A 24,349-nucleotide genomic window follows, 5' to 3' on the forward strand; every position below is an offset into this window, starting at 1 on the left:
CTTGCGGCGTCGGCTCTGCAGAGCGGGCAAAAGATGTGCGGCAGTTCAGCCGCTCAGGGAGGAAAGTATGAAACTCAAGGCTATCATGCTCGGCGCGGCGGCCGGGATCACTGTGCTTGCTGCAACTGGCGCCGGGGCGGATACGTCCGACAAACGCATTGCATTGTCGAATAACTATGCGGGCAACTCGTGGCGTCAGGCAATGCTGGAAAGCTGGCAAAAAGTTGGTGAGGCGGCAGTGGCCGACGGAACTGTTGCCGCAGCTGACGCGTTCACCACCTCGGAAAACCAGGCGACCGAACAGGCCGCTCAAATTCAGAACATGATCCTTCAAGGCTATGATGCAATTGTCATCAACGCAGCCTCGCCCACCGCCATCAACGGTGCAGTCAAGGCGGCATGTGACGCAGGCATCACCGTCGTGTCGTTCGATGGTATCGTGCAGGAACCGTGCGCCTGGCGTATCGCTGTAGACTTTCAGCAGATGGGCCGCGAGCAGGTGAAATATCTGGCCGAACGCTATCCTGACGGCGGCAACCTGCTGGAAATCCGCGGTCTGGCGGGCGTCTTTGTGGACGACGAGATCAGCGCTGGTATCCATGATGAGGTCAAGAACTCCAACTTTGAAATCGTGGGGTCGGTCCACGGCGACTGGGCACAGGACGTGGCACAAAAAGCCGTTGCCGGTATTCTGCCCAGCCTGCCCGAGATCGTCGGCGTCGTGACCCAGGGCGGTGACGGCTATGGGGCGGCTCAGGCGATTGGTGCGACCGACCGGGACATGCCGACAATTGTCATGGGCAACCGTCAGGACGAACTGCAGTGGTGGTCCGAACAAAAGGCGGAAAACGGGTATGAGACGACCTCGCTTTCAATTGCGCCGGGCGTCAGCACGCTGGCTTTCTGGGTCGCACAGCAGGTGCTGGACGGCAATGAGGTGCCAAAAGATCTGACCGTCCCGTTCCTGACGATCACTCAGGGCGATCTTGAGGACTCGCTGAAGACCACGCCCAAAGGTTCGGTCGCCAATGTCGAATATACATTGGACGAGGCAAAAAACGTGATCGCGTCAGCCAAGTAATCTGATGAAAGACACTCAATCGATACCCGGCGCATCTGATGCGCCGGTTGTCACGCTGAACGCGGCCCACATGTCGTTTGGGCCGGTTCATGCGCTGCGCGCGGCCTCTATGGCAATTGGGTCGGGCGAATGTGTGGGATTGGTGGGCCATAATGGTGCCGGGAAATCGACCCTCGCCAATGTCATCAATGGACGCCTGAGCCCGACTCAGGGTTCTGTTGCCTACCGCACGAGCGACGCAAATCAGACAAACAGTCAGAATGCGCAATCTTCGGGCATACGAAGTGTGTTCCAGGAATTGTCACTATGTCCGAACCTGACAGTCCTGGAAAACCTGCGCATTCCGTTTCGGTCGATGCCGCGCAAGAACTGGCGGCGAGTGGCGCAACAAAAGATGCAGGATGCTTTGGATCTGGTTTTTCCAGGCCATGGAATCCGTCCCCACGCCACAGTCGGCGACCTAACTATTGCGGAGCGCCAGATGGTCGAGATCGCTATCGCATTTGCCGACCGTGACAGTGAACCCCGCCTTGTCATTCTGGATGAACCCACATCCTCTCTGGATGCCGCAATTGCGCAGCAGCTGTTGGATCACATCAAACGTTTTTGCGCGGCTGGTGGTGCCGTTCTGTTCATCTCGCACATGATGGGAGAGATTTTCGAGGTTTCCACCCGTATTATCATTATGAAGGACGGGCAGATCGTGGATGACCAGCTCGCCGAAGCCTTCACACGTTCAAGCATCGTCGACGCGATGGGCCATGTGGCCCCTGACGATGAGGCGGATAGCACAACAAAAGCGCAACGCGAGCTAGGGCCGGAAGTGGTCCAGGCCAGCAACGGGCTGAATGCACGACAAGGCGAAGTCGTCGGCTTGGCCGGTTTGGCCGGTCATGGTCAGGCCGAGGCTTTGGCTCAGATATTTTTCAACCACGCATCGGTTTGGAAATCCTCAGCCAAGCCCGAGGTGGTTTTTGTGGCAGGCGACCGTGCCCGCGACGGCGTCATGCCGCTGTGGTCGATCCTGCGCAACCTGTCTCTGTCCACCCTGCCCGAGTTCAGCACCCGCGTGATGGTGGACCGAAATCGGGAAAGCGGTCTGGTCCAAAGCTGGAAAGAGCGCATTGGAATTCGCACCGACAACCTGCTTAACCCGATCCTGTCCTTGTCCGGTGGAAACCAACAGAAGGTTCTGTTCGCCCGCGCATTGGCATCCAGTGCGCCACTTGTCGTCATGGATGACCCGATGCGGGGTGTAGATGTCGGAACAAAGAAAGAAGTCTATCAGATGATCCAGGACGAAGCCGCCAAGGGGCGCAGCTTCTTGTGGTATTCCACCGAAACCGATGAAATCCTCGAATGCGACCGCGTGTTTGTTTTTCGCGCGGGCGAAATTGCTGCCGAACTTGTGGGCACGGAGATATCCGAGGAAAACATCCTGAAGGCCTCGTTCGAGATGCAGGAGACCGCGCTTTGACCAGTGATCGACTGCGCCTGCTTTTACCTGTCCTGTCGCTGGCTGTGTTGTTGGGGGCGGTATTTTATCTGCAGCCCCGGGCCATGAGCTATTTTGGCCTGAACCTGTTGTTTAACCTGGCTATTCCGGTCGCTTTGGCCACGATTGCCCAGATGATGATTATCATGGTTAACGACATTGACCTGTCGATTGGGACCTTTGTCAGTTTCTGCGCCTGTGTGACCGCCACCTTTGTGCATGACACGCCATTTCTTGGGTATGCCATTCTGGCCGCCTCCATCCTTGCCTATGCGGCGCTGGGGGCTTTGATCCAGCTGCGTGGCCTGCCTGCCATTGTGGTGACGCTGGGTATGTCCTTTGTCTGGGGTGGTTTGGCGGTATTGATCCTGCCTTCGCCGGGTGGCGCGTCGCCGGAATGGCTGAAATCACTGATGAGCCTCAAAACTCCATTGGTACCTATCGCTGTTATTGCGCCTTTGGTCATTGCGGTCGTGGTGCACATGTTGATCAAGCGGTCATGGGTCGGTGTAATTCTGCAGGGCGTTGGCGGTAATGAACGCGCGATGGAGCGTGCGGGCTGGTCGGTCATTAAACTGCGCGCCTCGGCCTATGGGCTGGCAGGGTTGTTCGGAGTTCTTGCCGGGATGTCTCTGGTCGGGCTGACAACGGCTGCAGACGCGAATATCGCGCTGCGCTACACGCTTCTGTCCATCGCTGGCGTCATCCTGGGTGGTGGTGAATTTGTCGGCGGGCGAATATCGCCCTTTGGGGCAGTCGTCGGCGCACTGACTTTGACACTGGCCGCCAGCTTCTTGTCGTTCCTGCGCTTGTCGCCGGATTGGCAGATCGGCGCGCAAGGGGCGATCCTGATCCTTGTTCTTGCCGTCCGGCTTATCTTTGTCCGCAAGGGGGCCACAACATGACCGGGAACACCTCTGCGACCGAAGGTCAGCTGAATCCTGTGCGTCTTTTGTTGGGCAAGCCTTGGATCTGGGCTTTTCTGGCGGCTGCGGTGACATTTGGGGCCACCAGCCTTATCGCCGGGTCCGGCGCCGGGTCATTGTTCTATGCTGCGCTGACTTTCGCGTCATTCTCGGCCATTGTCGGGATTGGTCAGATGCTGGTGATCACGCTGGGGCCGGGGAACGTGGATTTGTCCATTCCCGCTTCCATGACGCTGGCCGCCACGTTGTCGCTGAAATTCATGGACAGCGAAACAGCATTGATACTGCCGGGCTTGATGGTGGCGATTGGCGTGGGTGTCGGGTGCGGATTGGTTAACTTCGCACTGATCCTCTTGCTGCGCATTCCTCCGATCATCGCCACGCTTTCGGCATCATTTCTGTATCAGTCCCTTGCGATCTGGTCGAACCGAGGGCTTCGGATCAAGCCGCCTGAACCTTTGGCCGATTTCGCAACCGGCGGTGCACTGGGCATTCCCAATGTCGCGGTTGTGGGGATCGTGCTGGCGGTCGGCGCATGGCTTCTGCTGGAGCGAGCGATTGCCGGGCGCTGGATCTCTGCCATTGGCCAGAACTTGCGTGCTGCCCGGCTGAGTGGCGTTCCCGTGAACGCAGTTAGGTTTGGCGTCTATGTGAATTCGGCCGTCTGCGCGGCACTGGCGGGTTTTCTACTGGCCAGTTTTTCCGGCGGAGCCAACCTGAACATGGGTACGGAATACATGCTGATGTCGATTGCGGTTGTGGTGATCGGAGGCTCGTCGATCGGAGGGGGCAATTCGAACGTACCGGGGATATGGGGCGCGGCCTTGTTCATGTTCCTGATCGTATCGATGCTGAACTCTTACGGTCTGGGCGCAGGCATCCGCCTGATCCTGACCGGCCTGATCATCGTCGCTGTCGTCGCACTGGCCAGTCGCAAAGGATATGACATATGAAACCTTATGACATCATTCGTCCCGAGTTTCGCGACCTGATCCATACAAATGTCGGGCTTTCACGGATTTCGAAAGGCCACATCTGGACCGAGGGCCCCGTGTGGTTTCCAGCGCATGCGCTTCTCATGTTCTCGGACATTCCGAACGCGCGAATATATCGCTGGACCGAGGATGGTGGTGTCAGCGTGTACCGGCAACATTCCGAATACGCCAATGGCAATACGCGCGATCCGAATGGGCGATTGCTGACCTGTCACCATGGCAGCCGGTCGTTGGTGCGCACTGAACATGATGGCAGCCGGACAGTTATTGCTGACAGCCATGATGGCAGGCGGTTGAATTCACCAAACGACGTTGTTGTACGCTCGGACGGATCAATCTGGTTCTCGGACCCGACCTATGGAATTCTATCAGACCTTGAAGGTTATAAGGCAGCACCCGAACAAGATGGTAGCTTTGTCTACCGCGTTGACCCTGACGACTTGGCGATACAGGTGGTCGCCAAGGATTTTACCCAACCCAATGGGCTTGCATTTTCCAAAGACGAGACCCGCCTCTACATTGCTGAGTCCGGCAGTAGCCATGACCCCTCGGTCCCGTCCATCTTGCGCGTGTATGACGTCTCATCAGATGGAACTTTGGCGGGCGGGCAAGAGTTTGCAGAGATCGACAACGGGTTGCCCGACGGATTGAGGGTTGATCGACATGACAATATCTGGTGCTCGGCGGCGGATGGCGTTCATGTGTTTTCACCGAGCGGAGAACTTTTGGGCAAAATCCGGACGCCCGAGACCGTGTCGAACCTGACATTTGGCGGTGCTCGCGGCAATGTATTGTTCATCACCGCGTCGACATCCGTCTATTCCATCTTCGTAAACTCAGCCGGGGCCTGAAGCGCCGGGATTAACGTTCCTCGTCGGTCAACCCATTCACCTGGGCCACGAAATCCGCAAGCATCGGGACATAGCGATCTCCCTGCCCTGCAGCATCCATGGCCGCAAAGATGTTCTTGATGTCTGCCTGCATGGGTGCCACCGCCCCCACGCTGTTGGCGAGATTGGCCAGATACCGCATGTCCTTGTGCGCGTTGGTAATGGTGAACCTGTGGGCGTTCTCGTCCTTCTCAAGCGTCCATTTCATGAAGGTCTCATAGAACCCGTTGGACAGACGGCCGGGGCGGATGATCGAATCCACTTGCTCGACGCTCAGCCCGGACTTGCGCGCAATCGCCAGCGCCTCGGAATACATCGCCGCGTAACCCATGGCGAGGAAGTTGTTGATCAGCTTGACCTTATGCCCCAGCCCGACGTCACCCAGATGCACGACCAGACCGGCCCAACAGTCTATCACCGGCTTGATCCGCTCAAAAGTCTCGGGCGCGGCACCGACCATCGCGTCCAGCGTTCCGGCTTCGGCCTCTTTCGGGGTGCGTGCCAGTGGTGCGTCGGCCAGATCCATTCCGGCCTGACGCAGCTCTTCGACCAACTGTTGCGTCGAGACAGGATCAGAGGTCGAACAATCGATGACAATGAGCCCCTTCTTTCCCGATGCAAGGATGCCCTGCGGTCCGCGTATCAACTCCTCGACCTGCGGGCTTCCGGAAACGCATAGGTGGATAATGTCACACTGCTGCGCCATCTCCGACGCCGTTCCCACCTCGGTCGCGCCCCGTCGCAACAGATCGTCTACGGGCTGACGGTTCCTGTGGGCCATGACGACCAAAGGATACCCTTTTTCCACGATATTCTTGGCCATGCCATGACCCATCAAACCAACACCAATGAAGCCTATAACGGGTTTAGACATGAGAATTCCTTTCTGACATCGGGCTACTTTAGGACTCAGACGATTGCGTCCAGAGATTTACGTCACCATTGGCCGAATAGAGATCAATCTCGGCCAGTTCTTGTTCGGTGAACTGTGTATTGCCAAGTGCGCCAACGCAATCGGTGATCTGCTCTGGTCTTGAGGCGCCGATCAACGCGCTGGTAATTCCTCCGTCCCTGAGAACCCAGGCAATCGCCATCTGTGCCAGCGTTTGCCCGCGCCGTTGTGCAATCGAATTCAGGTTTTTCAGGTTCGCGATTGTTTGTTCGGACAGCAGATTGGGATTCAGTGATTTGTCCCCACGTGCTCGGCTGTCGCCGGGGATGCCGTTCAGATATTTGCCGGTCAACATGCCCTGAGCCAGCGGTGTAAAGGCAATCGATCCAATGCCCAGCTCGGCCAGCGTGTCTTTCAGGCCATCCGTTTCAACCCATCGATTGATGATGTTATAGCTGGGCTGGTGGATAATGCAGGGCGTGCCCAACTCTTTCAGGATCGCCGCCGCCTCCCGCGTGCGCTGGGAGTTGTAGGAAGAGATGCCCACATACAGCGCTTTGCCCGAACGGACGATCTGATCCAATGCGCCCATGGTCTCTTCCAAGGGCGTGTTGGGATCGTGCCGGTGCGAATAGAAGATGTCGACGTAATCCAATCCCATACGTTTGAGGCTTTGATCACAGGATGCAATCAGATACTTCCGGCTGCCCCATTCGCCATAAGGCCCGGGCCACATTTCGTATCCGGCTTTGGATGAGATAACCAATTCGTCACGATGGGCCGCAAAGTCTGTTTTCAGAATCTGACCAAAAGCCTCTTCGGCGCTGCCCGGCGGGGGACCATAATTATTGGCCAGATCGAAATGCGTGATCCCAAGGTCAAACGCCGTACGGCACAGGTCTTGTTTCAGGCTGTGGGGTTTGTCATCCCCGAAGTTGTGCCAAAGACCCAGCGAAATCGCGGGCAGTTTCAACCCGCTGTTTCCGCAGGAATTATAGGTCATGTTCTGATACCGCGCCGCATTGGGCACGTAGCGGGAATGGGTCATTAGAACTGTCCTGTCTAATAGCTTGGTATGTCCAGCTGAGCACTTTTGTCGGTTCAGCCTCAGCAGACGATCAAAGAAGTGGTCGCCAGATATTATGGGACCGAGACGCTGTTCTCAAATGTCTTTAACTGGGTTAAAACCACGTTATTGAACAGTCAGGACCGCTTGGATGCCGCGCCCGGATCGCGTTTTCAAAAACACATATAACACAATGCTGGACAGGCTGGTGGCCGAGGCTTCGATCGAAAACAAATCGATGCTGGCTCGCGAACTTGGCGTCAGCCGAACCACCGTTCGATCCATACTGACCCGGTTGGAGGCGCAAGACATCGTGGTTCTCAAAGGTCAGTCATACGAAAAGCTGCGCCAGCCGTCACAGTCAGATTATTTCCCGGGATCCGAGACGATGGAGGTGCGCGATGCGCTGGAGGTCGCTTTCATGCGTAAGATCAGGGATCAGGAACTGTCCCCCGGATCATATCTCAGCGAAGGGCAATTGGCCCTTCAACTGGATGTGTCGGTACAGACTGTTCGGGAATTTCTGATCAGCCTCAGCCGGTTTGGATTTGTGCGTAAGGATCACCAGCGCCGATGGGTTCTAGAGGGGGTCAGCAAAACCTATGCGCTGGAGCTTCACGAAGTTCGCGAACTGTTCGAAAGCCGCGCGATTGAGAAAGTGTGCTGTATTCCCGAAGGAGATCCGTTTTGGGGCGGGTTGTTACGTCTGCAGCAGGAACATCGGGAGCTTTCGGCGTATGCAGATTTCTCAGGGGTGGACTTTCCCTCTCTGGATGCGAAATTTCACCGGTTTCTCAATGAAAAGGCGGGAAACGGGTTAATTGTCGGGTTTCAGGACGCGATCGCAATGATCTTCAATTACCACTACCTTTGGCCATTGGAGGATCAGACAGATCACCATCACAAGGCGATAACGGATCATCTGGTCATTATCGACAACATCCTGAAACGGGACAAACGAAAGGCCCGCGCTGCAATGCACCGGCACCTGTCTGCAACCCGACGCAGATTTATGAACGCCATGTGCGAATGATCAGAGCTCTGGCTGGCGAGTAACGCACTTGAGTTCTTCGATGGATGTGACACCCATCTGGGCCATCGCAATTTCGATCTCATCACTGAGAACCGACCAAAGCTGTTCAAGACCACGCTCGCCTTCCGCGGCTATCGCAAACTGCAGAATACGACCGAAAAAGGCGAAATCCGCGCCGGCCATCAACACTTTGACGATGTCTTCACCTGATCTCAGGCCGCTGTCAAAAAACAGGGGGAAATCAGGACCAACAGCCTCGCGGATTTCCGGCAACATCAGATATGGGGCCGGGGCGCTGTCCAGTTGCCGAGAGCCGTGACTTGAGACCTGAATGGCATCGACCCCGGCCTGTTTCAGGGCGATTGCGTCTTCGGCATCCAGAACGCCTTTGACCACCAAATGGCCAGTCCACTGATCCCGCAACCGGGCCAGCGTGTCCCACGTGGCTTTGGCGCGGCTTTCAGTTCGGTCAAATTCATAACCGTCCTTCTGGAAATTCGCCATTTGCGGTTTGCCGTTTAATAAAGTCGAAACCGACCAGCGCGGATGCAGGGCGAAATCCAGAAACTGACGGGGGCCCATACGAAAAGGCATACGGAATCCGTGGCGCAACTCTCGCGGTCGTCGTCCGACCTCGGGCACATCAACGGTCATGACAAGCGTATCGTAGCCGGCGGCTTTCGCGCGATCGACCAGTTTGAACGTCCCGGACCCGTCGCCGCTGAAATACAGCTGAAACCAGGCGTTGCCTTGTGCGACCTCAATGATCTTTTCCATCGATGTGGACGCGACCGTCGAGACGCCCAACGGAATACCATATCGCGCGGCAAGTCTTGCCAGCATGAGGTCGGCGCCGGGCGCAGACAGATTGCACATTCCCATGGGCGCAATCCCAAACGGACGCTGCGCAGGTTTGCCAAGAATGGCGCTTGCCAAGGACCTTTGACTGACATCGCGCAGAATGCGCGGACGCAGGCATGTCGCATCCAGTGCGGCCCGGTTACGAGCGGCTCCGATCTCGGCCCCCGCAGCCCCGTCGATATAGTCAAACACCATCCATGGCAGACGCCGCCGGGCCAGGCGGCGGGCGTCTTCGGCGCTGTGGATGGCGCTGGCTGGCATTAAGCCTGAACGGCCTTCATGAAGCGGTCGCGGATTACCACCGGATCCATCGTGATCGGCGGCATCTTGGCATTTCCGCTTTCACATTTGCTGACGATGATTGTCATCTGCTTGGCGTCCAGCGCGTCTTGCAAAACCCGTCCGGTCTCTTCGGCCCGACACTCGATCACACGCTCACAACCCGCGGCTTCGGCCATTTTGGTCAGAGAGGTCTTTTGCCCGGCATAGGTGGGCTGATCGCCGGTCGAGCCATAGGAGCCATTGTCCACGATCAGCAGGATGTAGTTGTCGGCCACGTTGTTGGCGATGGTCGGCAGAGTACCCAGATTGGTCAGCACCGAGCCGTCCCCATCGATTACGATCACCGGTTTGGGCTGCGACAGCGCCAACCCCAGACCGATGCTTGAGGCCAGCCCCATCGTGCCCAGCATGTAGAAGTTGCTGGGCTGGTCGTCGATCGCGTGTAATTCCTGACTGGGAATGCCGATATTGCAGACAACCAACTGGTCACGCAGGATCGGGGCGATTTCTTTCAGAATCTCGGAACGGATCATTGGTCGCCATAGCCTCCCCAGAAATTGGCGTCGGTCAGGATGGCGACCGGCTTGTTGCACATGAAGGTGTATTTCAGGATCGCGTCCAGTTCCTCGACATCCTGCTGGTGATGGAAGTGGTAGGTGGGGATGTTCAACTGTGCCAACAGCGCTTTGGTATGTACGGCCATTTCCACCTGACACGCGATAGGTTCACGCAGTTCACCGCGATAGGAAATCAGCATTGGCAGCGGCATCCGGTAATATTGGATCAAAGTGGCCAGCGTATTGATCGTCACGCCAATCGCTGTGTTCTGCATTATGATTGCGGGGCGCTTTCCCCCCATCCATGCCCCGGCGCACAGGCCCATGCCTTCATCTTCCTTGTTGGAAGGGATGTGAAAAACACCGTCGCGCGCATCGATTTCTGCGATAACACCCGCCAATTGCTTGCACGGAACGGTGGTCACAAACGAGACATCGTTTGCAACCAGATCGTCAGTGATCTTCTTGTCTATGTTCATTTCCGGTCTGAAAGTCCTGTCTGAGGCGCAAAGGGCGCGATTTACGGGTTAAGGCCTGCGGTGCACATGCACGGCGCAATGCGCGTGACGTACAACCCGGGATGCAGTTGATCCCAGAAAATAGTCGCTGAGGCCCGGCTTATGCGAACCGATGACAATGCAGTCGAAATCCTGCTCGTTGGCAAAATCGATGATCGTGCGCGCGGTGTGGCCTTTCACGATTTCCGCTTTGACCCCACCGATGCCAGATAGTTTTTCATTCAGCAAAGCCGTGGCGGCACGAAATCCTTCGGACACCAGGTCCTTGTCGAGATAGGCATTCACCGACCCTTGCGGCATTTCATAAACATGCAAGGCCACAATCTCGGCTCCGTCCCCGGAAAGTGCCCGGGCCACTTTCAGTGTGTGTTGCGATATGCCGTGGTCCAGAGCCATTGGGACAAGAATCTTCTGATACATGGTCATCTCCATTTTGGGCGGGCTTATTCCCAGGGCTTCAGGATAATCTTGGGCGCGGCCACTTCGCCAGCACGGATTGCACGGAACGCTTCCGCCCCTTCAGACAAAGGGCGTTGCTGTATCCAGTCCAGTGGTCCCAGCCTGCCTTCGAATATGGCCTGTGCGGTGTCGCGGAAATCCTGCGCAGTGTAGGTGTATGTGCCGATAAACGTGATCTCTTGCAGGGTCATGCGTCGTACATCCAGCCCGCCGGTATCTTCCCCCAGTCCGATATGTACAATGACACCGCCGGGTTCAGCGCTGGCTGATGCAGTGACTCGGGTGGCGGCAAATCCGACGGCATCAACCACCAACGGGTAGGTTTCATGGGACGTTTCCAAAGCGCGGCAGCCGCATTGCGTGTTCAGATAGTTCCGTCGTGCAGAATTCGGCTCGGTGATCGTTACCTCCCTGACGCCCATCGCCTTCAGAGCCAAGGCAGCAGCCAAGCCAATAGCACCGCCGCCTATAATCAGGGCATTGGACCGAGCCTCAGGGTGCAGCGCCGTCAGCCCAAGACGTGCGGCATGCCAGCTGACAGCCAAGGGTTCGGCCAAAGCGGCTTTGGACAACGGGACATGATCCGGCACTTCGACCAGATTGCTGTAGGGCATGGAAACGTATTGGGCAAAAGCCCCTTCCCGCGGTGGCATTGAAATTATCTGCCTATGCGCACACAGGTTTTCGCGGCCCGTCCGGCATGCATCGCAAGTTCCACAAGCCACCAGTGGGTTGATCGTCACCCGTGTTCCGTCCTTTGGCCCACCTTGGATGATCCCGGCGGCCTCATGCCCAAGGATCAAGGGGGCGGGTCGCCGCGCGTCGTGCCCGAGATAAGCGTGCATGTCTGATCCGCAAATGCCCACAGCCTCAATCCGTATCAGATGCTCGCCTTCGGCTGGGTTTGCGTCCGGCACATTCTGAAAGGACAATTGTTCGACACCCTCATACACAAGTGCTTTCATTTCGCTGTAAACCCTCCGTCCACCATCAGGACCTGACCAGTTACATAATCCGATGCTTTCGAACACAAAAACAGGATTGAACCGTCGATATCCTCCATCCGCCCATTGCGTTGCAGGCAAGTCTGAGCGGCGTTGCGCTGCGCCCGTTCAGGATCATCAAACACCGATTGCGTGAGTTCGGTGGGAAAGAAACCGGGCCCGATCGCATTGGCTGTAATGCCGAACGGCGACCAGGCCTCGGCCATGGCCCGGGTCAGTTGGCCGATCCCGGCCTTTGACGCGCCATAAGCGATGCCAGCGGGAAAGGCTCTGGTCGTCTGCAAGGAAGCAAAGTTCACAATGCGCCCCCACCCACGTTCCTTCATCGCCGGGACCATTGCCTGACTCAGGAAAAACGGCGCGCTGAGATTCAGGGCAAGCGTTGCGTCCCACCCGTCCGAAGTCACTTCATCGGCGGGTTGGCGGGTGTTAATTCCGGCGGCGTGAACCACGATGTCCGGCGGGCCGAACCTGTTTGAAATGGCCGCCGTCAGTGCGCCAATCGCTGAGCGTTCAGCCACATCCCCGACCACGGAGGCGCAATTCTGTCCAATCTCTTCGCACAACGTATCCAGCGCCTCGGCCCGCCTTGCGACACCGACAACCTGCGCACCAGCACCTGCCAGCACTTTGGCCGCCTGCCGTCCCAGGCCCGAACTGGCCCCGGTGACACATGCAACGCGACCTTCCAGGTCGAAAAGCGCGCGTGGATCAGCCATCTGCAGTCAGGTCGAACTGTTCATCCGGAAAATACTTAGCCAGCCGAACATCTGCTGCACGGGCGTGCCCTTCCATCCCCTCAAGCCGGGAAATTCGGGCCGTTGCGACGGCAATGGATTTTGATCCCTCGCGCGTGGCGCGCTGCCAGGTAACGATTTTCATATATTTGTGGACACTCAGACCACCGGTATAGCTGGCTGCGCCTGATGTGGGCAGAACATGGTTCGTACCCGTTGCCTTATCCCCATATGAAACGGTTGTTTCCTCGCCCAGAAACAGGGATCCGTAACAGGTCAAGCGATTCAGCCACCAGTCGAGGTCTTCGGCCTGCACCGTCAAATGTTCCGGCGCGTATTCGTCCGAGCATTTCGCCATCTCTTCGCGATCCGAACAAATAATAACCTCGGCATAATCACGCCATGCAGCTGCGGCGTTTTCCCGGTTCAACTCAGGTAAATCAGCAATAAGAGTTGGAACCAACGCCATGACCTTTTCTGCCAAACCCCGGTCATCCGTCACCAGCCAGACGGGTGAGTTGTATCCATGTTCGGCCTGGCTGACCAAATCCGTGGCAACTACGTGCGCGTCTGATGTTCCGTCCGCCAGAATCAGGCTGTCAGTCGGTCCGGCGATCATGTCGATCCCGACTTTACCATAAAGAATTCGCTTGGCTTCAGCCACGAACTGATTACCCGGTCCTACTAGGATATTGGCGCGGGGGAGTCCGAACAGACCGTATGTCATGGCCGCGACACCCTGCACACCGCCCATCGCGAGAATGCTGTCGGCGCCGCAGATATGCGCGGCATAAACGATTGCAGGCGCGACGCCTTCGCCGGGTCGCGGCGGAGAACAGGCGGTTATATGTCGACATCCGGCCACTTTGGCGGTGGTCACGGTCATGATTGCGCTGGCAATATGGCTATACCGTCCTCCGGGTACATAGCACCCTGCCGCATCCACGGGGATCGCCTTTTGGCCTGCGACGAACCCGGGAACGATCTCCATCTCGACATCAGACACCGTCGCCTTTTGTGTTTCGGCAAACCGGCGCACATTGTCGTGTGCGAACCGAATATCGGCCTTGAGTTTTTCCGGAACCCGCGCGCAGGCAGCCTCGATTTCGTCCGCAGCCATCAGCACGTTGCCTTCGTAGCGATCGAACTTGACCGCGTAGTCCAGCGCCTTGGCATCGCCGCCCGCCTCGATATCGGCAAGGATCGTCTTGACCGTGTCATGAACCTCGGACGCATGAGATTGCGGGGTAAGCGTTGCCTTTTTCAGGTATTCACGAGGCATCGTTGGCAGGTCCTATCGGTAGATTTCGGGAAGCAGCGTGGTCGACACAGCTGGGACGTAAGCGATCAGAATGACCACAATCAACATTGTCAAAACAAAAGGTACGGCGCGCGCCGCGATTTTGAGGATGGACTCGCCGGTAATGCCTGAGACCACAAAAAGATTCAGGCCCAGCGGAGGTGTGATAAAGCCGACTCCCAAAGCGGTGATCATCATGATGCAGAACTGGATCTCGTTCATGCCGATATTGTCGGCGAGAGGTTTCAGGATGGGGGCCAAAATAACGATATTCGGCGTCGTTTCCATGACGCATCCGGCAGCGATCAGGATGCCGATCATCAGCAGGATCAGTAAATAGGGATCGTCCGTCAGCGAGGTGACGGCGGTCACGAAACCTTGCGGTACACCCATGATCGCCAACGCCTCGGCCAGCGGGGCGGAAAAGGCGATGATCGGCAGGATCACCCCGTTTACCTTGGCCGAACTCACCAGCATCGAGGGGAAATCGGCCAGCGTCAGCGTGCGCAGGATGAAGCCCATGATGATGGTGACAACCACGGCGGTCGCGCCGGCCTCGGTGGGCGTCAGGCGGCCCGAGAAGATGCCGTAGAAGATGATGCCGGGCACGATGAACGCATACCAGCCTGATTTCAGCGCTTTGCCCAGATTGGCCAGCCATTCGCCCATCGTCATCATGCCGCCGCCCTCATAGGCATAAAGGCGATTCATGATGATGTTGGTGACCAGGATTGAGACCAGAATGGCCAGACCGGGGATCAGCGCTGCCAGAAACAGGGTCGAGGCAGATATCCCCAGCACCAGACCGATGATGATATAGGCAATCGAGGGCGGGATCAGGATGCCAGTACAGGCCCCGGCGGCCACCAGCGCACAGGCATAGGGGCGGGGATAGCCGCTTTCGACCAGACGATTGATGGTCATCCGACCCACCGCTGCAGCCCCCGCCGCGTCCGAGCCCGAGATGGCCGCGAACATGCCGCAGACCAGAACGGTGGCCGAACCAAAGCCGCCCTTGGCAAAACAGGTCAACGCCTCGGCCACGTCCAGAAACTTGCGCGACAGGCCGGTGCGGACCAGCACGTCTCCGGTCAGGATGAACAGCGGCACGGCGGTCAGGGCAAAGGCGTCGATACCAGTGAACAGGCTTTCGCCCACAAGGCTCAGCGGCAGATCGCCCGACATGACCAGCATCACAATCGCGGCGGTGCCGATGGCGGCCCAGACGGGCACGGCCAGTGCGATCAGACCAACGAACAGGATCACGGGCAGGTAAAAGTCCCAGCCCAGCTCGACAGTTTGATTGAGGGAATTCCACAGCATCCGATCTCTCCTCAGTCAAACAGCTTGTCGCCTTCGAAGACGGGTTTACCGTCTCGCAGGCATTTCAGATCGCGCATGAGCGATTGGATCAGCCGCCAGATCATCAACGCAAAACCGGTGGGAACGGCCATCAGAAACCAGACCTTCGACACCCGCAGCCCGTCCGTGACCGAGCCGAACTTGGCCGAGACATGCACCGCCTCATAGGACCAGTACAAAGCGATCACCGCGACCACGAACATCACCAGATCGCCGAAGATATACAGCAGTGCCTTGGGGCGCGGCCCGAGGTAGTGCATGATGACGTCAATGCGGATATGGGCCCGTTCCTTGACCGCGGCCGCCGCCCCGATCCAGGCCAGATAGATAAAGGAGTAACGAACGATCTCTTCGCCCCAGATCGACGAGAATGCAAAGATCTCGCGCCGCAGAACCTCGATGGCCATGGTGATGACCAGCATCACGTAGAACACCAGCAGCAGCCAGCGTTCGGCGTTGCGGTCTATGTTTTGAAGAAACGTCATCCTGTCCCTCGGCAAAAGAGCAGCCGGGCCAAAGCCTTCTTATACGGGCCCGCCTCAGGTCCGGCTGCTAAGGAAGATCGCGGGCGCAATTGCTGCGCCCGCCGTCTGTTTGTTATGCGTCGTGGACGTAGTATTTGCCCTGCGTGCCTGCGGCTTCGACCAGCTTTTCGAAGTTGTCCATCGATCCGGCCAGTTCGGTCTTGAACGGATCCCAGTCTGCGTTCTGGTATCCGCCGGCGCTTTCCCATTCGGCCAACTGATCAGAATTGAGCGAATGGAATTGCACGCCTGCCTTGTTGAGTTCGGCCATGGCATAGGCGCGGGCCGAGGGCACTTTGGACAGGTTCTGGTGCGCGGTCATTTCCGACCCCCACATGATGCCGTCCTGAACGTCTGCGGGCATTGAGTTGAACCATTCCAGATTACAGGAATAGACCTGACTGTCCGGCACCGCCTGCGTGAAGGTCACGTGGCTGAGGATGTCCTTGAAACCAAAGACGAACAGCGCGCCCACGGACGGATCCAGCGCATCTGCAACGCCCTGCTTGATGGCCGAAGGAGTCTCGCCCCAAGCCACGGGTGTCGGGTTCGCGCCAACCATCCGGTAGTATTGCTGCAGCATCTTCGATCCGGGCACGCGGAACTTGATACCGCTCATGTCGCCCGGCGTTAAGACCGCGTCGCCGCCCTGACGCACAGCAACCACGCGTGGATCGATAACCACATAGAACAACGCCTTGAACCCGGCGGCCTCGACCTTGGGGTGAACTTCGTTTTTCCAGGTGTCCGAATTCACAAGGTTGGTGAATTTCTGGTTCGAGCCGCAGAGATAGGGCATGTTGATCAGATCAACGGTCGATGCGAACGGCGCAAAGTTCGACAGCGAATGCTGTGCGGCCTGAATGGTGCCGCCTTGCACTTTCTGGACCAGCGAACCACCTGCGCCCAGCTGACCACCCGGTGCAAGCTTGACATAAACCTTGCCGTTCGTGGCGTTCTGAATGTTTTCCTTCAGGTCCAGCTGCATGATCGGATAGCTGCGCGATGCGCCAAGAACATAGGCGGTCGCGATGGTCATCACGTGATCGGCGGCCTGTTCACGCTCGCGCTCTTCCTTTGCAGTTTGAGCGGCGGCCTCGGATGACCACAACACCCCCCCTGCCCCGGCGACCAATGCCGCGGTAAACGCACCGCTGGCGCTGAGTTTCAGAAAGTTGCGGCGCTCTGCTGACGCAAGTTCATTTCTATCGTTGTTCATCAATTGCCCTCCCAAGCAAAGTTCAGCTCTCGCGTTCTGCGTTGCGATCAGCCTCCTTCTTCAGAATTGCGACAACGAACAGAATCGACGCCGCGAACAGAACCAACATCTCGCTGACATCCCCAAGAAATGCGCTGTTTGCGAAAGCGCCCATGGCAACGTTCGCAAAATAGATGGCAAATACAAAGATGGATGCAGCAAGGAACATTTTTCGGACTCCCGGTAGAATCGGCCCTGATCTTCTTTGTAAGCGCTTACATCGTAAATGCAAGCGCTTACATTATTACTTCACATAACCCCCGAACGCCCTTACAATTGAGAAAAACGATAATCAGATTCAAGAATGTCAAATCTCCGATCAGCCCCGACTCTGAACGACGTCGCCCGTATGGCAGGTGTTTCCACTGCGACGGTTTCCCGATGTCTGAACGATCCCGAGCGCGTGGTTGAGGCCACACGCAAACGCGTGTTGGAGGCCGTGGACAAGCTGGGATATACACCAAATTTCGCAGCTCGCGTCATGGCAGCAAAACGCTCTTTTACGATTGGCGCGATAATTCCAACGATGGAAAACGCAATCTTTGCAAGAGGATTGCAGGCGTTCCAGGAAGAGCTCTACCTGCATGGATATACCTTGTTGGTATCGTCCTCGGCTTACAAACCCACGATCGAGGAGGAGCAGATACGCAAGCTTGTGGCGCGTGGGGCCGACGGTCTTTTGCTGATCGGGCATGATCGTGACGACGATTTGTATGCTTATCTGGACCGTCAAAAAGTCCCGGTTGTTGTAGCCTGGTCGTTCCAACCGGGTGAACCTGTGCCTTCCATCGGATTTGACAACAGAAAAGCGATGCAGGCGCTGGCGGAGCGGGTGATCCGGCTGGGGCATACCAGGATTGGTGTCATTTCGGGCATTACCAAGGGGAATGATCGGGCACGCCTTAGGATCGAGGGTATCAGGGACGCCGCGCGCTTGAATGGTTTGCCCTCCAATGCCTTGGCAATCCTGGAAATGCCTTATGAAATCGAGGCCGGAGCCGAAGCATTCAGGCGTTTGATGACGGCGAAGACCTCACCGACAGCGGTGATGTGCGGCAATGACGTTTTGGCCGCCGGGGCCGTGCGGCAGGCGGACGAGATGGGCATCCGCGTGCCTCAGGACGTCTCCGTTACCGGGTTTGACGACATTGAACTGGCGCGCATCGTGCGACCCGGACTGACTACCGTGCATGTGCCGCATCGCGAAATGGGGCGTAAGGCTGCGCAAGCTCTGGTCAACAGGATCGAGCAGCAAAAACCTGCCAAGTCTGTTCAGTTAAAGACAAATATTGTGTCGCGCGACTCTCTTGCCCGTGCAAAACTGACCAAGGTCAGTTGAATACGCCGCACGAATGTCGAGAGGGGCACGGAAATGAAATCACGCACCAAGGTTGCCGTCATCGGAGGCGGCATCGCCGGATGTTCTACGCTTTACCATCTGACACAGGAAGGATGGTCGGATGTCGTGTTAATTGAGCGGGATGAACTGACTTCGGGCACAACTTGGCATTCAGCTGCACAGGTGACGAATTTCGGCATGAACCAGACCATGGTTGGGCTGAAATCTCACTCAATCAAGCTGTATAAGAAGTTGCGGGACGATCCCGAATATCCGGTCGGATACCATCACGGGGATGGCGGCATTCGTCTGGCCAACACCCAAGAGCAAATGCAGGGATATCGGCATTTTTCCTCGATGGCCCGAGGCATGGGCGTAGAATTCGAGGTCATTGATGCCGCGGAATGCGCCCGTCGCCATCCGCTGATTTCAACCGAGAACCTCGTCGGGGGACTTTGGGACAGCGAAGATGGCGATATCGATCCGGCTCAGCTGTGTCAGGCGCTGGCTTATCATGCGCGCAAGGCAGGGGCAGAGGTTTATCGGCACACTGCGGTCACCGGTCTGACACAGCACAAGGATGACACGTGGACCATTGAGACGGACAAAGGCACGATAGATGCGGATTTTGTCGTCAATGCCTGCGGATATCGGGTAAACGAAGTCGGCGCGATGATGGGCGTGCATCATCCCGTTGCGTCCATGGAACATCAGTATTTTGTAACCGAAGATATCCAGGCAATTATTGATGCCGCGCACAGAATGCCGCTGTTGCGATGCCCGATTTCCGATTTCTATTCCCGACAGGAAAAAAACGGGCTTTTGGTCGGGTTTTACGAGCAGGACTGCAAAACATGGGGAATGGAGGGGATCAGCCCCGATTTCTCGAACGATCTGTGCCCGGACGACCTCGACCGCGTCATGGATGTTTTGGAGGGTGCGTTTCAACGCATGCCCGCGTTGACAGAGGTCGGGATCAAACGGGTTGTGAACGGACCGATTACATACACGATCGACGGTGCGCCGTTGGTCGGACCGATTCCGGGCAAACGAAATGCCTTTTGCATTATTGGTCTGCGCGCGGGCATCGGCGAAGGGGGTGGTCATGGCTGGCTGTTGGCACAGCAGATCGTTCATGGCGAAGCATGTTATGACACCTGGTGCCTGGACCCGCGCAGATTCACCGGACATGCCAATGTAGAGCTGACAGCGCTGAAGGCCATCGAAGACTATCAGAACGAGTTCCGCTTTCACTTTCCTCACGAGCACAGACCCGCCGGACGACCGGCCAAGACCACACCTCTCACCCCGGCGCTTGCGGCAGAAGGTGCCGAATTCACCGTTGTAAATGGATGGGAACGTGTCGATTATATCAAGCCTGCCCCGGATTTTCATCCCTCCCTGACATTTGATTTTGATGAAGCGTTTGAGGTTGTGGGGACCGAAGTGCGCAATGTTCAGGAAAACGTCGGTTTATGCGAGGTAAACGGGTTCAACCGTTTTGAAATAACCGGCAGCGATCGGCATACCTTTCTGGACCGCGTGTTTTGCGGGGCTGTTAACCGCCGCGACGGTCGCGTGGGGCTGGGATACCTGCTTAATGAACAAGGCATGGTCAAGGGCGAGGCAACAGTTGCCAATCTGCCGGCATCTGATCGGGGACCAGTCCGGGTTTGGTACGGCTCGGCTGCGGCAGCCGAAAGCCATGACATGGACTGGCTGTGCCGCAACCTTTCTCCGTCCGAAGATGTGCAGATCCGAAGTCTGACCAATGATCAGACGATTCTCGTTCTGGCCGGACCCCGTTCGCGGCAGGTTTTGTCAGAATGTTCCCGTGCAGATTGGTCCAGCGCGGCCTTTCCATGGCTATCGGTGCGGTCATGCTTCATCGGTCAGGCACCCGCCACGGTCATGAGTGTCAGTTTTTCTGGCGAATTGGCTTATGAGATCCACGTTCCAAACGCATCGCTCTATGCTGCCTATCTGGCCCTGCGCGCCGCAGGCGAATCGTTTGGCATGCGTTTATTTGGAGCGCGGGCAGTGGAATCGATGCGCATGGAGAAAGGGTTTCTGCATTGGAAATCCGATCTGCTTACAGAGTATGACCCTTTTGAAACCGGGTTGGAGCGGTTTGTCAAAATAGAAAAAGGGCCATTCGTCGGACGCGATGCGCTGATTGCGCGCCAAAAGGAAAGGGCGCGCAAACACTTGATCACATTGAATGTTTCCGCGATACATGCCCCAACCCATGCCGGAGCTTCAGTTATGGTCGGTAACAGCGTTGTGGGGACAGTCACCTCGGGCGCGTGGGGGTACAGGGTAGAGAAGAACCTGGCCTATGCATTTGTTCAGCCAGAATTTGCAAGCGAGGGGTCGGTTTTGTCAGTGGATATGTGCGGCGAGAGAGTTGAGGCTCAGGTCATCGCGCCTTCACCCTATGACCCTGGTTTTGAGTTGCTTCGGGCCTGATCAGCCAGATTCCCAACAGGCCATCTAGGTCTTGAACGTCTAACGTGGCGTCAAAAGGTGCGCGTTGGCACCTTCTTGCTGACACAAGGATGCTGAGAACCCGAAACAGGCCAAATCGCGCTTAACGATTTTGACACGCCCGTTGTTCAGGGTGATGCGCAAAGATATAGTGCAAAAAAACCTGCCTTCCGGGGATGAAGGCTGGATAATGATGGGTGCTTCCTGGAAGCGATTGAGGACAAAACCGCGTGAGCAATATCAACCGACCACCGGTGTCGCCGCAGCATGAGCTGCAGAAGGTGCGCAAGCAGGGCAACAGATTTCTGGCGCTGGCGTTTCTGTTCAGCATATTTGTAAACCTGCTGATGCTGACAGGCCCGCTGTTCATGCTTCAGGTTTATGATCGGGTCTTGTCCTCACGCTCGGTCGAAACCCTGTCAGCCCTGTTTTTGCTGGTCGCGCTGCTATATGCACTGATGGCTATGCTGGATTATGCGCGCGGGCGGATCGTTGCGCGGTTCGGGGCACAATTTCAGTCATCGCTGGATGAACGTGTTTTTGAGGGCACGATGCGCCGAGCTTTGATCCCGCAAATTCGATCCGCCCCCGCAACGGCCTTGCGCGATCTGGAGTCCATTCGGACATTGTGCTCTTCGCCGGTTTTGTTGGCGGTAATGGATATTCCATGGACACCGGTGTTCCTGGCCGCGATTTTTCTGTTCCACCCCTTGCTGGGATGGTTATCCGTTGCAGGCGGTGCGATTCTGATCGTCATAGCCGTAGTGAACCAATCCCTGACGCGTCAGAAAGTTGCCGAGGCACAGCGTGCGACTGCGCGCGCAAACGGATTTTCGGAACATGCCCGTCAAGCGGCCGAGGTCGTGCGCTCGCAAGGGATGCAGGCGGATGTGTCAAAACGCTGGTTGAAACAGCGATCCGAGGCGCTGTCTCAGACCATTGCGGCCAATGATTGGACGGGCAGTTTCTCGTCGCTGACCAAGTCACTGCGGCTGTTCCTGCAATCCGCGATGCTGGCGCTAGGCGCATGGTTGGTGCTGCGCAACGAAATGACTCCCGGCGCCATGATTGCCGGTTCTATTTTGTTGGGTCGCGCCCTGGCTCCGGTGGAAATGGCAGTTGGGCAATGGGCCTTGATCGAACGTGCGCGCACCTCGTGGATCAGCCTGAACAAGTTCCTGGACGAAACGCCGCCCGAGGTGAAACGCACCAAACTTCCGACACCCAAGGCAGAACTGATCGCCAAAGGACTGACGGTGGTCCCCCCAGGTGCGGACTCCCCCACCCTCAGCAACGCAGCGCTCCAGTTGCAACCAGGCAAAGCCCTGGGTGTTATTGGGAAAAGCGGCTCCGGTAAGACGACGCTGGCCAAAGCCCTGCTGGGTCTCTGGCCGCCAGCGGCAGGCGAAATCCGATTGGGCGGTGCCACGCTGGACCAATACGACCCGGATGATTTGGGAAGTCACATAGGATACCTGCCCCAACAGGTGACTTTGTTTAATGGCACGGTTGCCGAGAATATTGCGCGTATGTCCGAGACACCTGATGCCGATGCCGTCGTTGCCGCCGCCAAAATGGCGAATGCCCACGACCTGATTCTGGGGCTGGAGAAGGGCTATGACACGTTTTTGGAAGGCAATGACAGCCAGTTGTCCGGTGGTCAAAAGCAAAGGATTGCGCTGGCACGCGCACTATATGGCGACCCGGTTCTGCTGATCCTCGATGAACCGAATTCGGCCCTGGATGCCGATGGGACAATGGCGCTGAACACGGCGGTTCGAACCCTTAAACTGGCGGGAAAATCCGCGATCATAATGACCCACAGACCGCAGGCGATTTCCGAATGTGACGATCTGGCTGTTGTAGAAAAGGGCCAAATCGTTAAATCGGGCCCGCGGGATGAAGTGCTGAACACGATGGTGCAGAATGCAAATCTGATCAAACGGCACCTGAACAAGGTGGGCGAGTGATGGCCGATAAATTTGAAAAACCCGTTTGGAGCATAACATTCCCGGCCACGGTTGGTCTGTTGGCTTTGGTCGTGCTCGTTCTGGGACTGGGTGTCTGGAGCATCGTGACCGAGCTTTCGGGTGCGATCATCTCGCCCGGCGTTGTCGAAGTGCAGAGCAATCGTCAGGTCGTCGAACACCCCGACGGTGGCGTGGTCGGTGAGATTTTCGTCAGAGACGGGGACGTGATCATGCAGGGCGAATTGCTGCTCAGGCTGGATGACACGTTCTTGGCCTCGGAAAAAACGATCGTCGAAGCGCAATTGTTCGAGTTGCTGGCCCGAAAAACCCGGCTTGAGGCAGAGCGGGACGGGGCCGATGCGTCAGAGTTGTCGGCCCGGTTGAACGAACTGCAGAATGCTGAGCTTATCGATGCAGAGCTATTGGCCGGCCAACAACGCCTGTTCGGGGCACGGCTGGAAACGCTGACTCAACAGATCGAGCAGTTGGGCAGGCAAAAGGTACAGATTGAGAATGAAATCGATGGCACCAACGCTCAACTGATATCTTTACGTACTCAGGTAGAGCTGATCCAAGACGAGTTGAAGGACCAGCAGGACCTGTTGCAAAGGGGGTTGACTCAGGCCAGTCGGGTTTCCGCCCTACTGCGCGAAGAGGCAAATTTAACGGGTGAAATTGGACGTCTGGAATCTGCCGTTGCTCGGTTGGCCGGTGAAATCGCATCCACCGAGATACAGATTGTTGAATTGCAGGCCACACGCCGGGAAGAAGCGATTACCGAGCTGAGAGAGGTTGAAGCCCGCGTGGCGGAGCTTTCCGAGCGTCGGCTGTCCCTGAAAGAAAGATTGTCACGTTTGGACATTCGCTCTCCGGTCACCGGATCGGTCTATGACAGTCAGGTCTTTGCCATTCAGTCGGTTGTTCAGCCAGGCGAGCCCATGATGTATATTGTGCCGCAGGATACACCACTGCTTGTGGCTGCACGTGTGGACGCGGTGCATGTGGACCAATTGCATCAAGGGCAAGAGGTCGCGCTGCGGTTCACCGCGTTCAATCAACGCGAAACACCCGAGCTTGAGGGCCGCGTCATGAACGTGTCGGCTGACACCTTCACTGATGAGGCAACGGGTTTCACCTTCTATCGCGCCGAAGTGGTTCCTGACGAAGGTCAGATCGAGAGATTGAACGGCCAGGCCCTATTGCCCGGTATGCCGGTTGAAACCATGATCAAGACCGACAAGCGCACTCCGTTGTCTTATCTGATCAAACCGCTTTCGGATTATTTCTATCGTGCGTTTCGTGAATAGGGTTGT

Annotated in this window: 23 protein-coding genes; 10 read left to right on the forward strand and 13 right to left on the reverse strand. The window is 56.9% G+C overall.

The window, feature by feature from the left end; all coding sequences use genetic code 11:
* Window positions 1–67: 67 nt before the first annotated feature.
* From ACR0K4_RS12700 to ACR0K4_RS12720, 5 genes are read left to right on the forward strand one after another with little or no spacing between them, the layout of a single operon-like run.
* On the forward strand, window positions 68–1,081 hold the full coding sequence (locus ACR0K4_RS12700) for a substrate-binding domain-containing protein (protein ID WP_480854266.1): 1,014 nt from the start codon (window positions 68–70) through the stop codon (window positions 1,079–1,081).
* A 4-nt stretch (window positions 1,082–1,085) separates the two neighbouring features.
* Window positions 1,086–2,558 carry an ATP-binding cassette domain-containing protein gene (locus tag ACR0K4_RS12705; RefSeq protein WP_480854267.1) on the forward strand — a complete coding sequence of 491 codons (1,473 nt, stop codon included), beginning with the start codon at window positions 1,086–1,088 and terminating at the stop codon, window positions 2,556–2,558.
* Complete coding sequence (locus tag ACR0K4_RS12710; protein ID WP_480518785.1) at window positions 2,555–3,481, forward strand: ABC transporter permease; 927 nt, start codon at window positions 2,555–2,557, stop codon at window positions 3,479–3,481. Before ACR0K4_RS12705 ends, ACR0K4_RS12710 begins: the two co-directional genes overlap by 4 nt.
* The gene (locus ACR0K4_RS12715; protein ID WP_480854268.1) at window positions 3,478–4,455 is read left to right on the forward strand and encodes an ABC transporter permease; all 978 of its coding nucleotides are present in this window, start codon (window positions 3,478–3,480) and stop codon (window positions 4,453–4,455) included. The genes ACR0K4_RS12710 and ACR0K4_RS12715 overlap by 4 nt, the downstream gene beginning before the upstream one ends.
* Window positions 4,452–5,348, forward strand: a complete 897-nt coding sequence (locus ACR0K4_RS12720) for an SMP-30/gluconolactonase/LRE family protein (protein ID WP_480854269.1) — start codon at window positions 4,452–4,454, stop codon at window positions 5,346–5,348. Before ACR0K4_RS12715 ends, ACR0K4_RS12720 begins: the two co-directional genes overlap by 4 nt.
* 10 nt (window positions 5,349–5,358) lie before the next feature.
* Here ACR0K4_RS12720 and ACR0K4_RS12725 read toward each other — a convergent pair whose 3' ends face one another.
* Window positions 5,359–6,261: an NAD(P)-dependent oxidoreductase gene (locus ACR0K4_RS12725; RefSeq protein ID WP_480854270.1), complete on the reverse strand. Its 903-nt coding sequence runs from the start codon at window positions 6,259–6,261 to the stop codon at window positions 5,359–5,361.
* A gap of 28 nt (window positions 6,262–6,289) precedes the next feature.
* Window positions 6,290–7,327 carry an L-glyceraldehyde 3-phosphate reductase gene (mgrA, locus tag ACR0K4_RS12730; RefSeq protein ID WP_480854271.1) on the reverse strand — a complete coding sequence of 346 codons (1,038 nt, stop codon included), beginning with the start codon at window positions 7,325–7,327 and terminating at the stop codon, window positions 6,290–6,292.
* A gap of 169 nt (window positions 7,328–7,496) precedes the next feature.
* Here mgrA and ACR0K4_RS12735 point away from each other — a divergent pair, with 169 nt between their 5' ends.
* On the forward strand, window positions 7,497–8,378 hold the full coding sequence (locus ACR0K4_RS12735; RefSeq protein WP_480854273.1) for a GntR family transcriptional regulator: 882 nt from the start codon (window positions 7,497–7,499) through the stop codon (window positions 8,376–8,378).
* Here the strand turns inward: ACR0K4_RS12735 and ACR0K4_RS12740 are convergent, their stop codons facing one another.
* The 11 genes from ACR0K4_RS12740 to ACR0K4_RS12790 all read right to left on the reverse strand — a co-directional run bounded on the left by ACR0K4_RS12740 (window position 8,379) and on the right by ACR0K4_RS12790 (window position 17,409).
* Window positions 8,379–9,500 (reverse strand): alpha-hydroxy acid oxidase, encoded by a 1,122-nt coding sequence (locus tag ACR0K4_RS12740; protein ID WP_480854274.1) that lies wholly within the window; start codon window positions 9,498–9,500, stop codon window positions 8,379–8,381.
* On the reverse strand, window positions 9,500–10,054 hold the full coding sequence (gene comE / locus ACR0K4_RS12745; protein ID WP_480854275.1) for a sulfopyruvate decarboxylase subunit beta: 555 nt from the start codon (window positions 10,052–10,054) through the stop codon (window positions 9,500–9,502). The genes ACR0K4_RS12740 and comE overlap by 1 nt, the downstream gene beginning before the upstream one ends.
* The gene (locus ACR0K4_RS12750; RefSeq protein ID WP_480518801.1) at window positions 10,051–10,557 is read right to left on the reverse strand and encodes a sulfopyruvate decarboxylase subunit alpha; all 507 of its coding nucleotides are present in this window, start codon (window positions 10,555–10,557) and stop codon (window positions 10,051–10,053) included. The genes comE and ACR0K4_RS12750 overlap by 4 nt, the downstream gene beginning before the upstream one ends.
* Before the next feature lie 48 nt (window positions 10,558–10,605).
* On the reverse strand, window positions 10,606–11,016 hold the full coding sequence (locus ACR0K4_RS12755) for a universal stress protein (RefSeq protein ID WP_480518803.1): 411 nt from the start codon (window positions 11,014–11,016) through the stop codon (window positions 10,606–10,608).
* 23 nt (window positions 11,017–11,039) lie between these two features.
* Window positions 11,040–12,020, reverse strand: coding sequence for a zinc-dependent alcohol dehydrogenase (locus tag ACR0K4_RS12760; RefSeq protein WP_480518805.1), 981 nt, complete (start codon window positions 12,018–12,020; stop codon window positions 11,040–11,042).
* Window positions 12,017–12,778, reverse strand: coding sequence for an SDR family NAD(P)-dependent oxidoreductase (locus ACR0K4_RS12765; RefSeq protein ID WP_480854276.1), 762 nt, complete (start codon window positions 12,776–12,778; stop codon window positions 12,017–12,019). Before ACR0K4_RS12765 ends, ACR0K4_RS12760 begins: the two co-directional genes overlap by 4 nt.
* Window positions 12,771–14,078 carry a histidinol dehydrogenase gene (hisD, locus tag ACR0K4_RS12770; RefSeq protein ID WP_480854277.1) on the reverse strand — a complete coding sequence of 436 codons (1,308 nt, stop codon included), beginning with the start codon at window positions 14,076–14,078 and terminating at the stop codon, window positions 12,771–12,773. Before hisD ends, ACR0K4_RS12765 begins: the two co-directional genes overlap by 8 nt.
* Window positions 14,079–14,090: 12 nt before the next feature.
* On the reverse strand, window positions 14,091–15,419 hold the full coding sequence (locus tag ACR0K4_RS12775; protein ID WP_480854278.1) for a TRAP transporter large permease: 1,329 nt from the start codon (window positions 15,417–15,419) through the stop codon (window positions 14,091–14,093).
* 11 nt (window positions 15,420–15,430) lie between these two features.
* Entirely contained in the window at window positions 15,431–15,943 is a 513-nt protein-coding gene (locus ACR0K4_RS12780) for a TRAP transporter small permease (RefSeq protein WP_480518811.1), read from the reverse strand.
* A 112-nt stretch (window positions 15,944–16,055) separates the two neighbouring features.
* The gene (locus ACR0K4_RS12785; RefSeq protein ID WP_480518813.1) at window positions 16,056–17,201 is read right to left on the reverse strand and encodes a TRAP transporter substrate-binding protein; all 1,146 of its coding nucleotides are present in this window, start codon (window positions 17,199–17,201) and stop codon (window positions 16,056–16,058) included.
* A 22-nt stretch (window positions 17,202–17,223) separates the two neighbouring features.
* The gene (locus ACR0K4_RS12790; protein WP_480854279.1) at window positions 17,224–17,409 is read right to left on the reverse strand and encodes a hypothetical protein; all 186 of its coding nucleotides are present in this window, start codon (window positions 17,407–17,409) and stop codon (window positions 17,224–17,226) included.
* Window positions 17,410–17,544: 135 nt separating this feature from the next.
* Here ACR0K4_RS12790 and ACR0K4_RS12795 point away from each other — a divergent pair, with 135 nt between their 5' ends.
* The 4 genes from ACR0K4_RS12795 (at window position 17,545) to ACR0K4_RS12810 (ending at window position 24,343) form a co-directional block, all read left to right on the forward strand.
* Window positions 17,545–18,579, forward strand: coding sequence for a LacI family DNA-binding transcriptional regulator (locus ACR0K4_RS12795; protein WP_480854281.1), 1,035 nt, complete (start codon window positions 17,545–17,547; stop codon window positions 18,577–18,579).
* Window positions 18,580–18,612: 33 nt separating this feature from the next.
* Window positions 18,613–21,048, forward strand: a complete 2,436-nt coding sequence (locus ACR0K4_RS12800) for a GcvT family protein (RefSeq protein ID WP_480854282.1) — start codon at window positions 18,613–18,615, stop codon at window positions 21,046–21,048.
* Window positions 21,049–21,296: 248 nt separating this feature from the next.
* Window positions 21,297–23,036 (forward strand): type I secretion system permease/ATPase, encoded by a 1,740-nt coding sequence (locus tag ACR0K4_RS12805; RefSeq protein ID WP_480518821.1) that lies wholly within the window; start codon window positions 21,297–21,299, stop codon window positions 23,034–23,036.
* The gene (locus ACR0K4_RS12810; RefSeq protein ID WP_480854283.1) at window positions 23,036–24,343 is read left to right on the forward strand and encodes an HlyD family type I secretion periplasmic adaptor subunit; all 1,308 of its coding nucleotides are present in this window, start codon (window positions 23,036–23,038) and stop codon (window positions 24,341–24,343) included. The genes ACR0K4_RS12805 and ACR0K4_RS12810 overlap by 1 nt, the downstream gene beginning before the upstream one ends.
* Window positions 24,344–24,349: the final 6 nt, after the last annotated feature.

It is taken from the genome of Ruegeria sp. K11 (assembly GCF_056531905.1).

What these genes read in the sequence shown, in the direction of transcription:
- ACR0K4_RS12700 (WP_480854266.1), top strand. Translation starts at nt 68, where the DNA reads ATGAAACTCAAGGCTATCATGCTCGGCGCGGCGGCCGGGATCACTGTG.
- ACR0K4_RS12705 (WP_480854267.1), top strand. Translation starts at nt 1,086, where the DNA reads ATGAAAGACACTCAATCGATACCCGGCGCATCTGATGCGCCGGTTGTC.
- ACR0K4_RS12715 (WP_480854268.1), top strand. Translation starts at nt 3,478, where the DNA reads ATGACCGGGAACACCTCTGCGACCGAAGGTCAGCTGAATCCTGTGCGT.
- ACR0K4_RS12720 (WP_480854269.1), top strand. Translation starts at nt 4,452, where the DNA reads ATGAAACCTTATGACATCATTCGTCCCGAGTTTCGCGACCTGATCCAT.
- ACR0K4_RS12725 (WP_480854270.1), bottom strand. Translation starts at nt 6,261, where the DNA reads ATGTCTAAACCCGTTATAGGCTTCATTGGTGTTGGTTTGATGGGTCAT.
- mgrA (WP_480854271.1), bottom strand. Translation starts at nt 7,327, where the DNA reads ATGACCCATTCCCGCTACGTGCCCAATGCGGCGCGGTATCAGAACATG.
- ACR0K4_RS12735 (WP_480854273.1), top strand. Translation starts at nt 7,497, where the DNA reads ATGCCGCGCCCGGATCGCGTTTTCAAAAACACATATAACACAATGCTG.
- ACR0K4_RS12740 (WP_480854274.1), bottom strand. Translation starts at nt 9,500, where the DNA reads ATGCCAGCCAGCGCCATCCACAGCGCCGAAGACGCCCGCCGCCTGGCC.
- comE (WP_480854275.1), bottom strand. Translation starts at nt 10,054, where the DNA reads ATGATCCGTTCCGAGATTCTGAAAGAAATCGCCCCGATCCTGCGTGAC.
- ACR0K4_RS12750 (WP_480518801.1), bottom strand. Translation starts at nt 10,557, where the DNA reads ATGAACATAGACAAGAAGATCACTGACGATCTGGTTGCAAACGATGTC.
- ACR0K4_RS12755 (WP_480518803.1), bottom strand. Translation starts at nt 11,016, where the DNA reads ATGTATCAGAAGATTCTTGTCCCAATGGCTCTGGACCACGGCATATCG.
- ACR0K4_RS12760 (WP_480518805.1), bottom strand. Translation starts at nt 12,020, where the DNA reads ATGAAAGCACTTGTGTATGAGGGTGTCGAACAATTGTCCTTTCAGAAT.
- ACR0K4_RS12765 (WP_480854276.1), bottom strand. Translation starts at nt 12,778, where the DNA reads ATGGCTGATCCACGCGCGCTTTTCGACCTGGAAGGTCGCGTTGCATGT.
- hisD (WP_480854277.1), bottom strand. Translation starts at nt 14,078, where the DNA reads ATGCCTCGTGAATACCTGAAAAAGGCAACGCTTACCCCGCAATCTCAT.
- ACR0K4_RS12775 (WP_480854278.1), bottom strand. Translation starts at nt 15,419, where the DNA reads ATGCTGTGGAATTCCCTCAATCAAACTGTCGAGCTGGGCTGGGACTTT.
- ACR0K4_RS12780 (WP_480518811.1), bottom strand. Translation starts at nt 15,943, where the DNA reads ATGACGTTTCTTCAAAACATAGACCGCAACGCCGAACGCTGGCTGCTG.
- ACR0K4_RS12785 (WP_480518813.1), bottom strand. Translation starts at nt 17,201, where the DNA reads ATGAACAACGATAGAAATGAACTTGCGTCAGCAGAGCGCCGCAACTTT.
- ACR0K4_RS12790 (WP_480854279.1), bottom strand. Translation starts at nt 17,409, where the DNA reads ATGTTCCTTGCTGCATCCATCTTTGTATTTGCCATCTATTTTGCGAAC.
- ACR0K4_RS12795 (WP_480854281.1), top strand. Translation starts at nt 17,545, where the DNA reads ATGTCAAATCTCCGATCAGCCCCGACTCTGAACGACGTCGCCCGTATG.
- ACR0K4_RS12800 (WP_480854282.1), top strand. Translation starts at nt 18,613, where the DNA reads ATGAAATCACGCACCAAGGTTGCCGTCATCGGAGGCGGCATCGCCGGA.
- ACR0K4_RS12810 (WP_480854283.1), top strand. Translation starts at nt 23,036, where the DNA reads ATGGCCGATAAATTTGAAAAACCCGTTTGGAGCATAACATTCCCGGCC.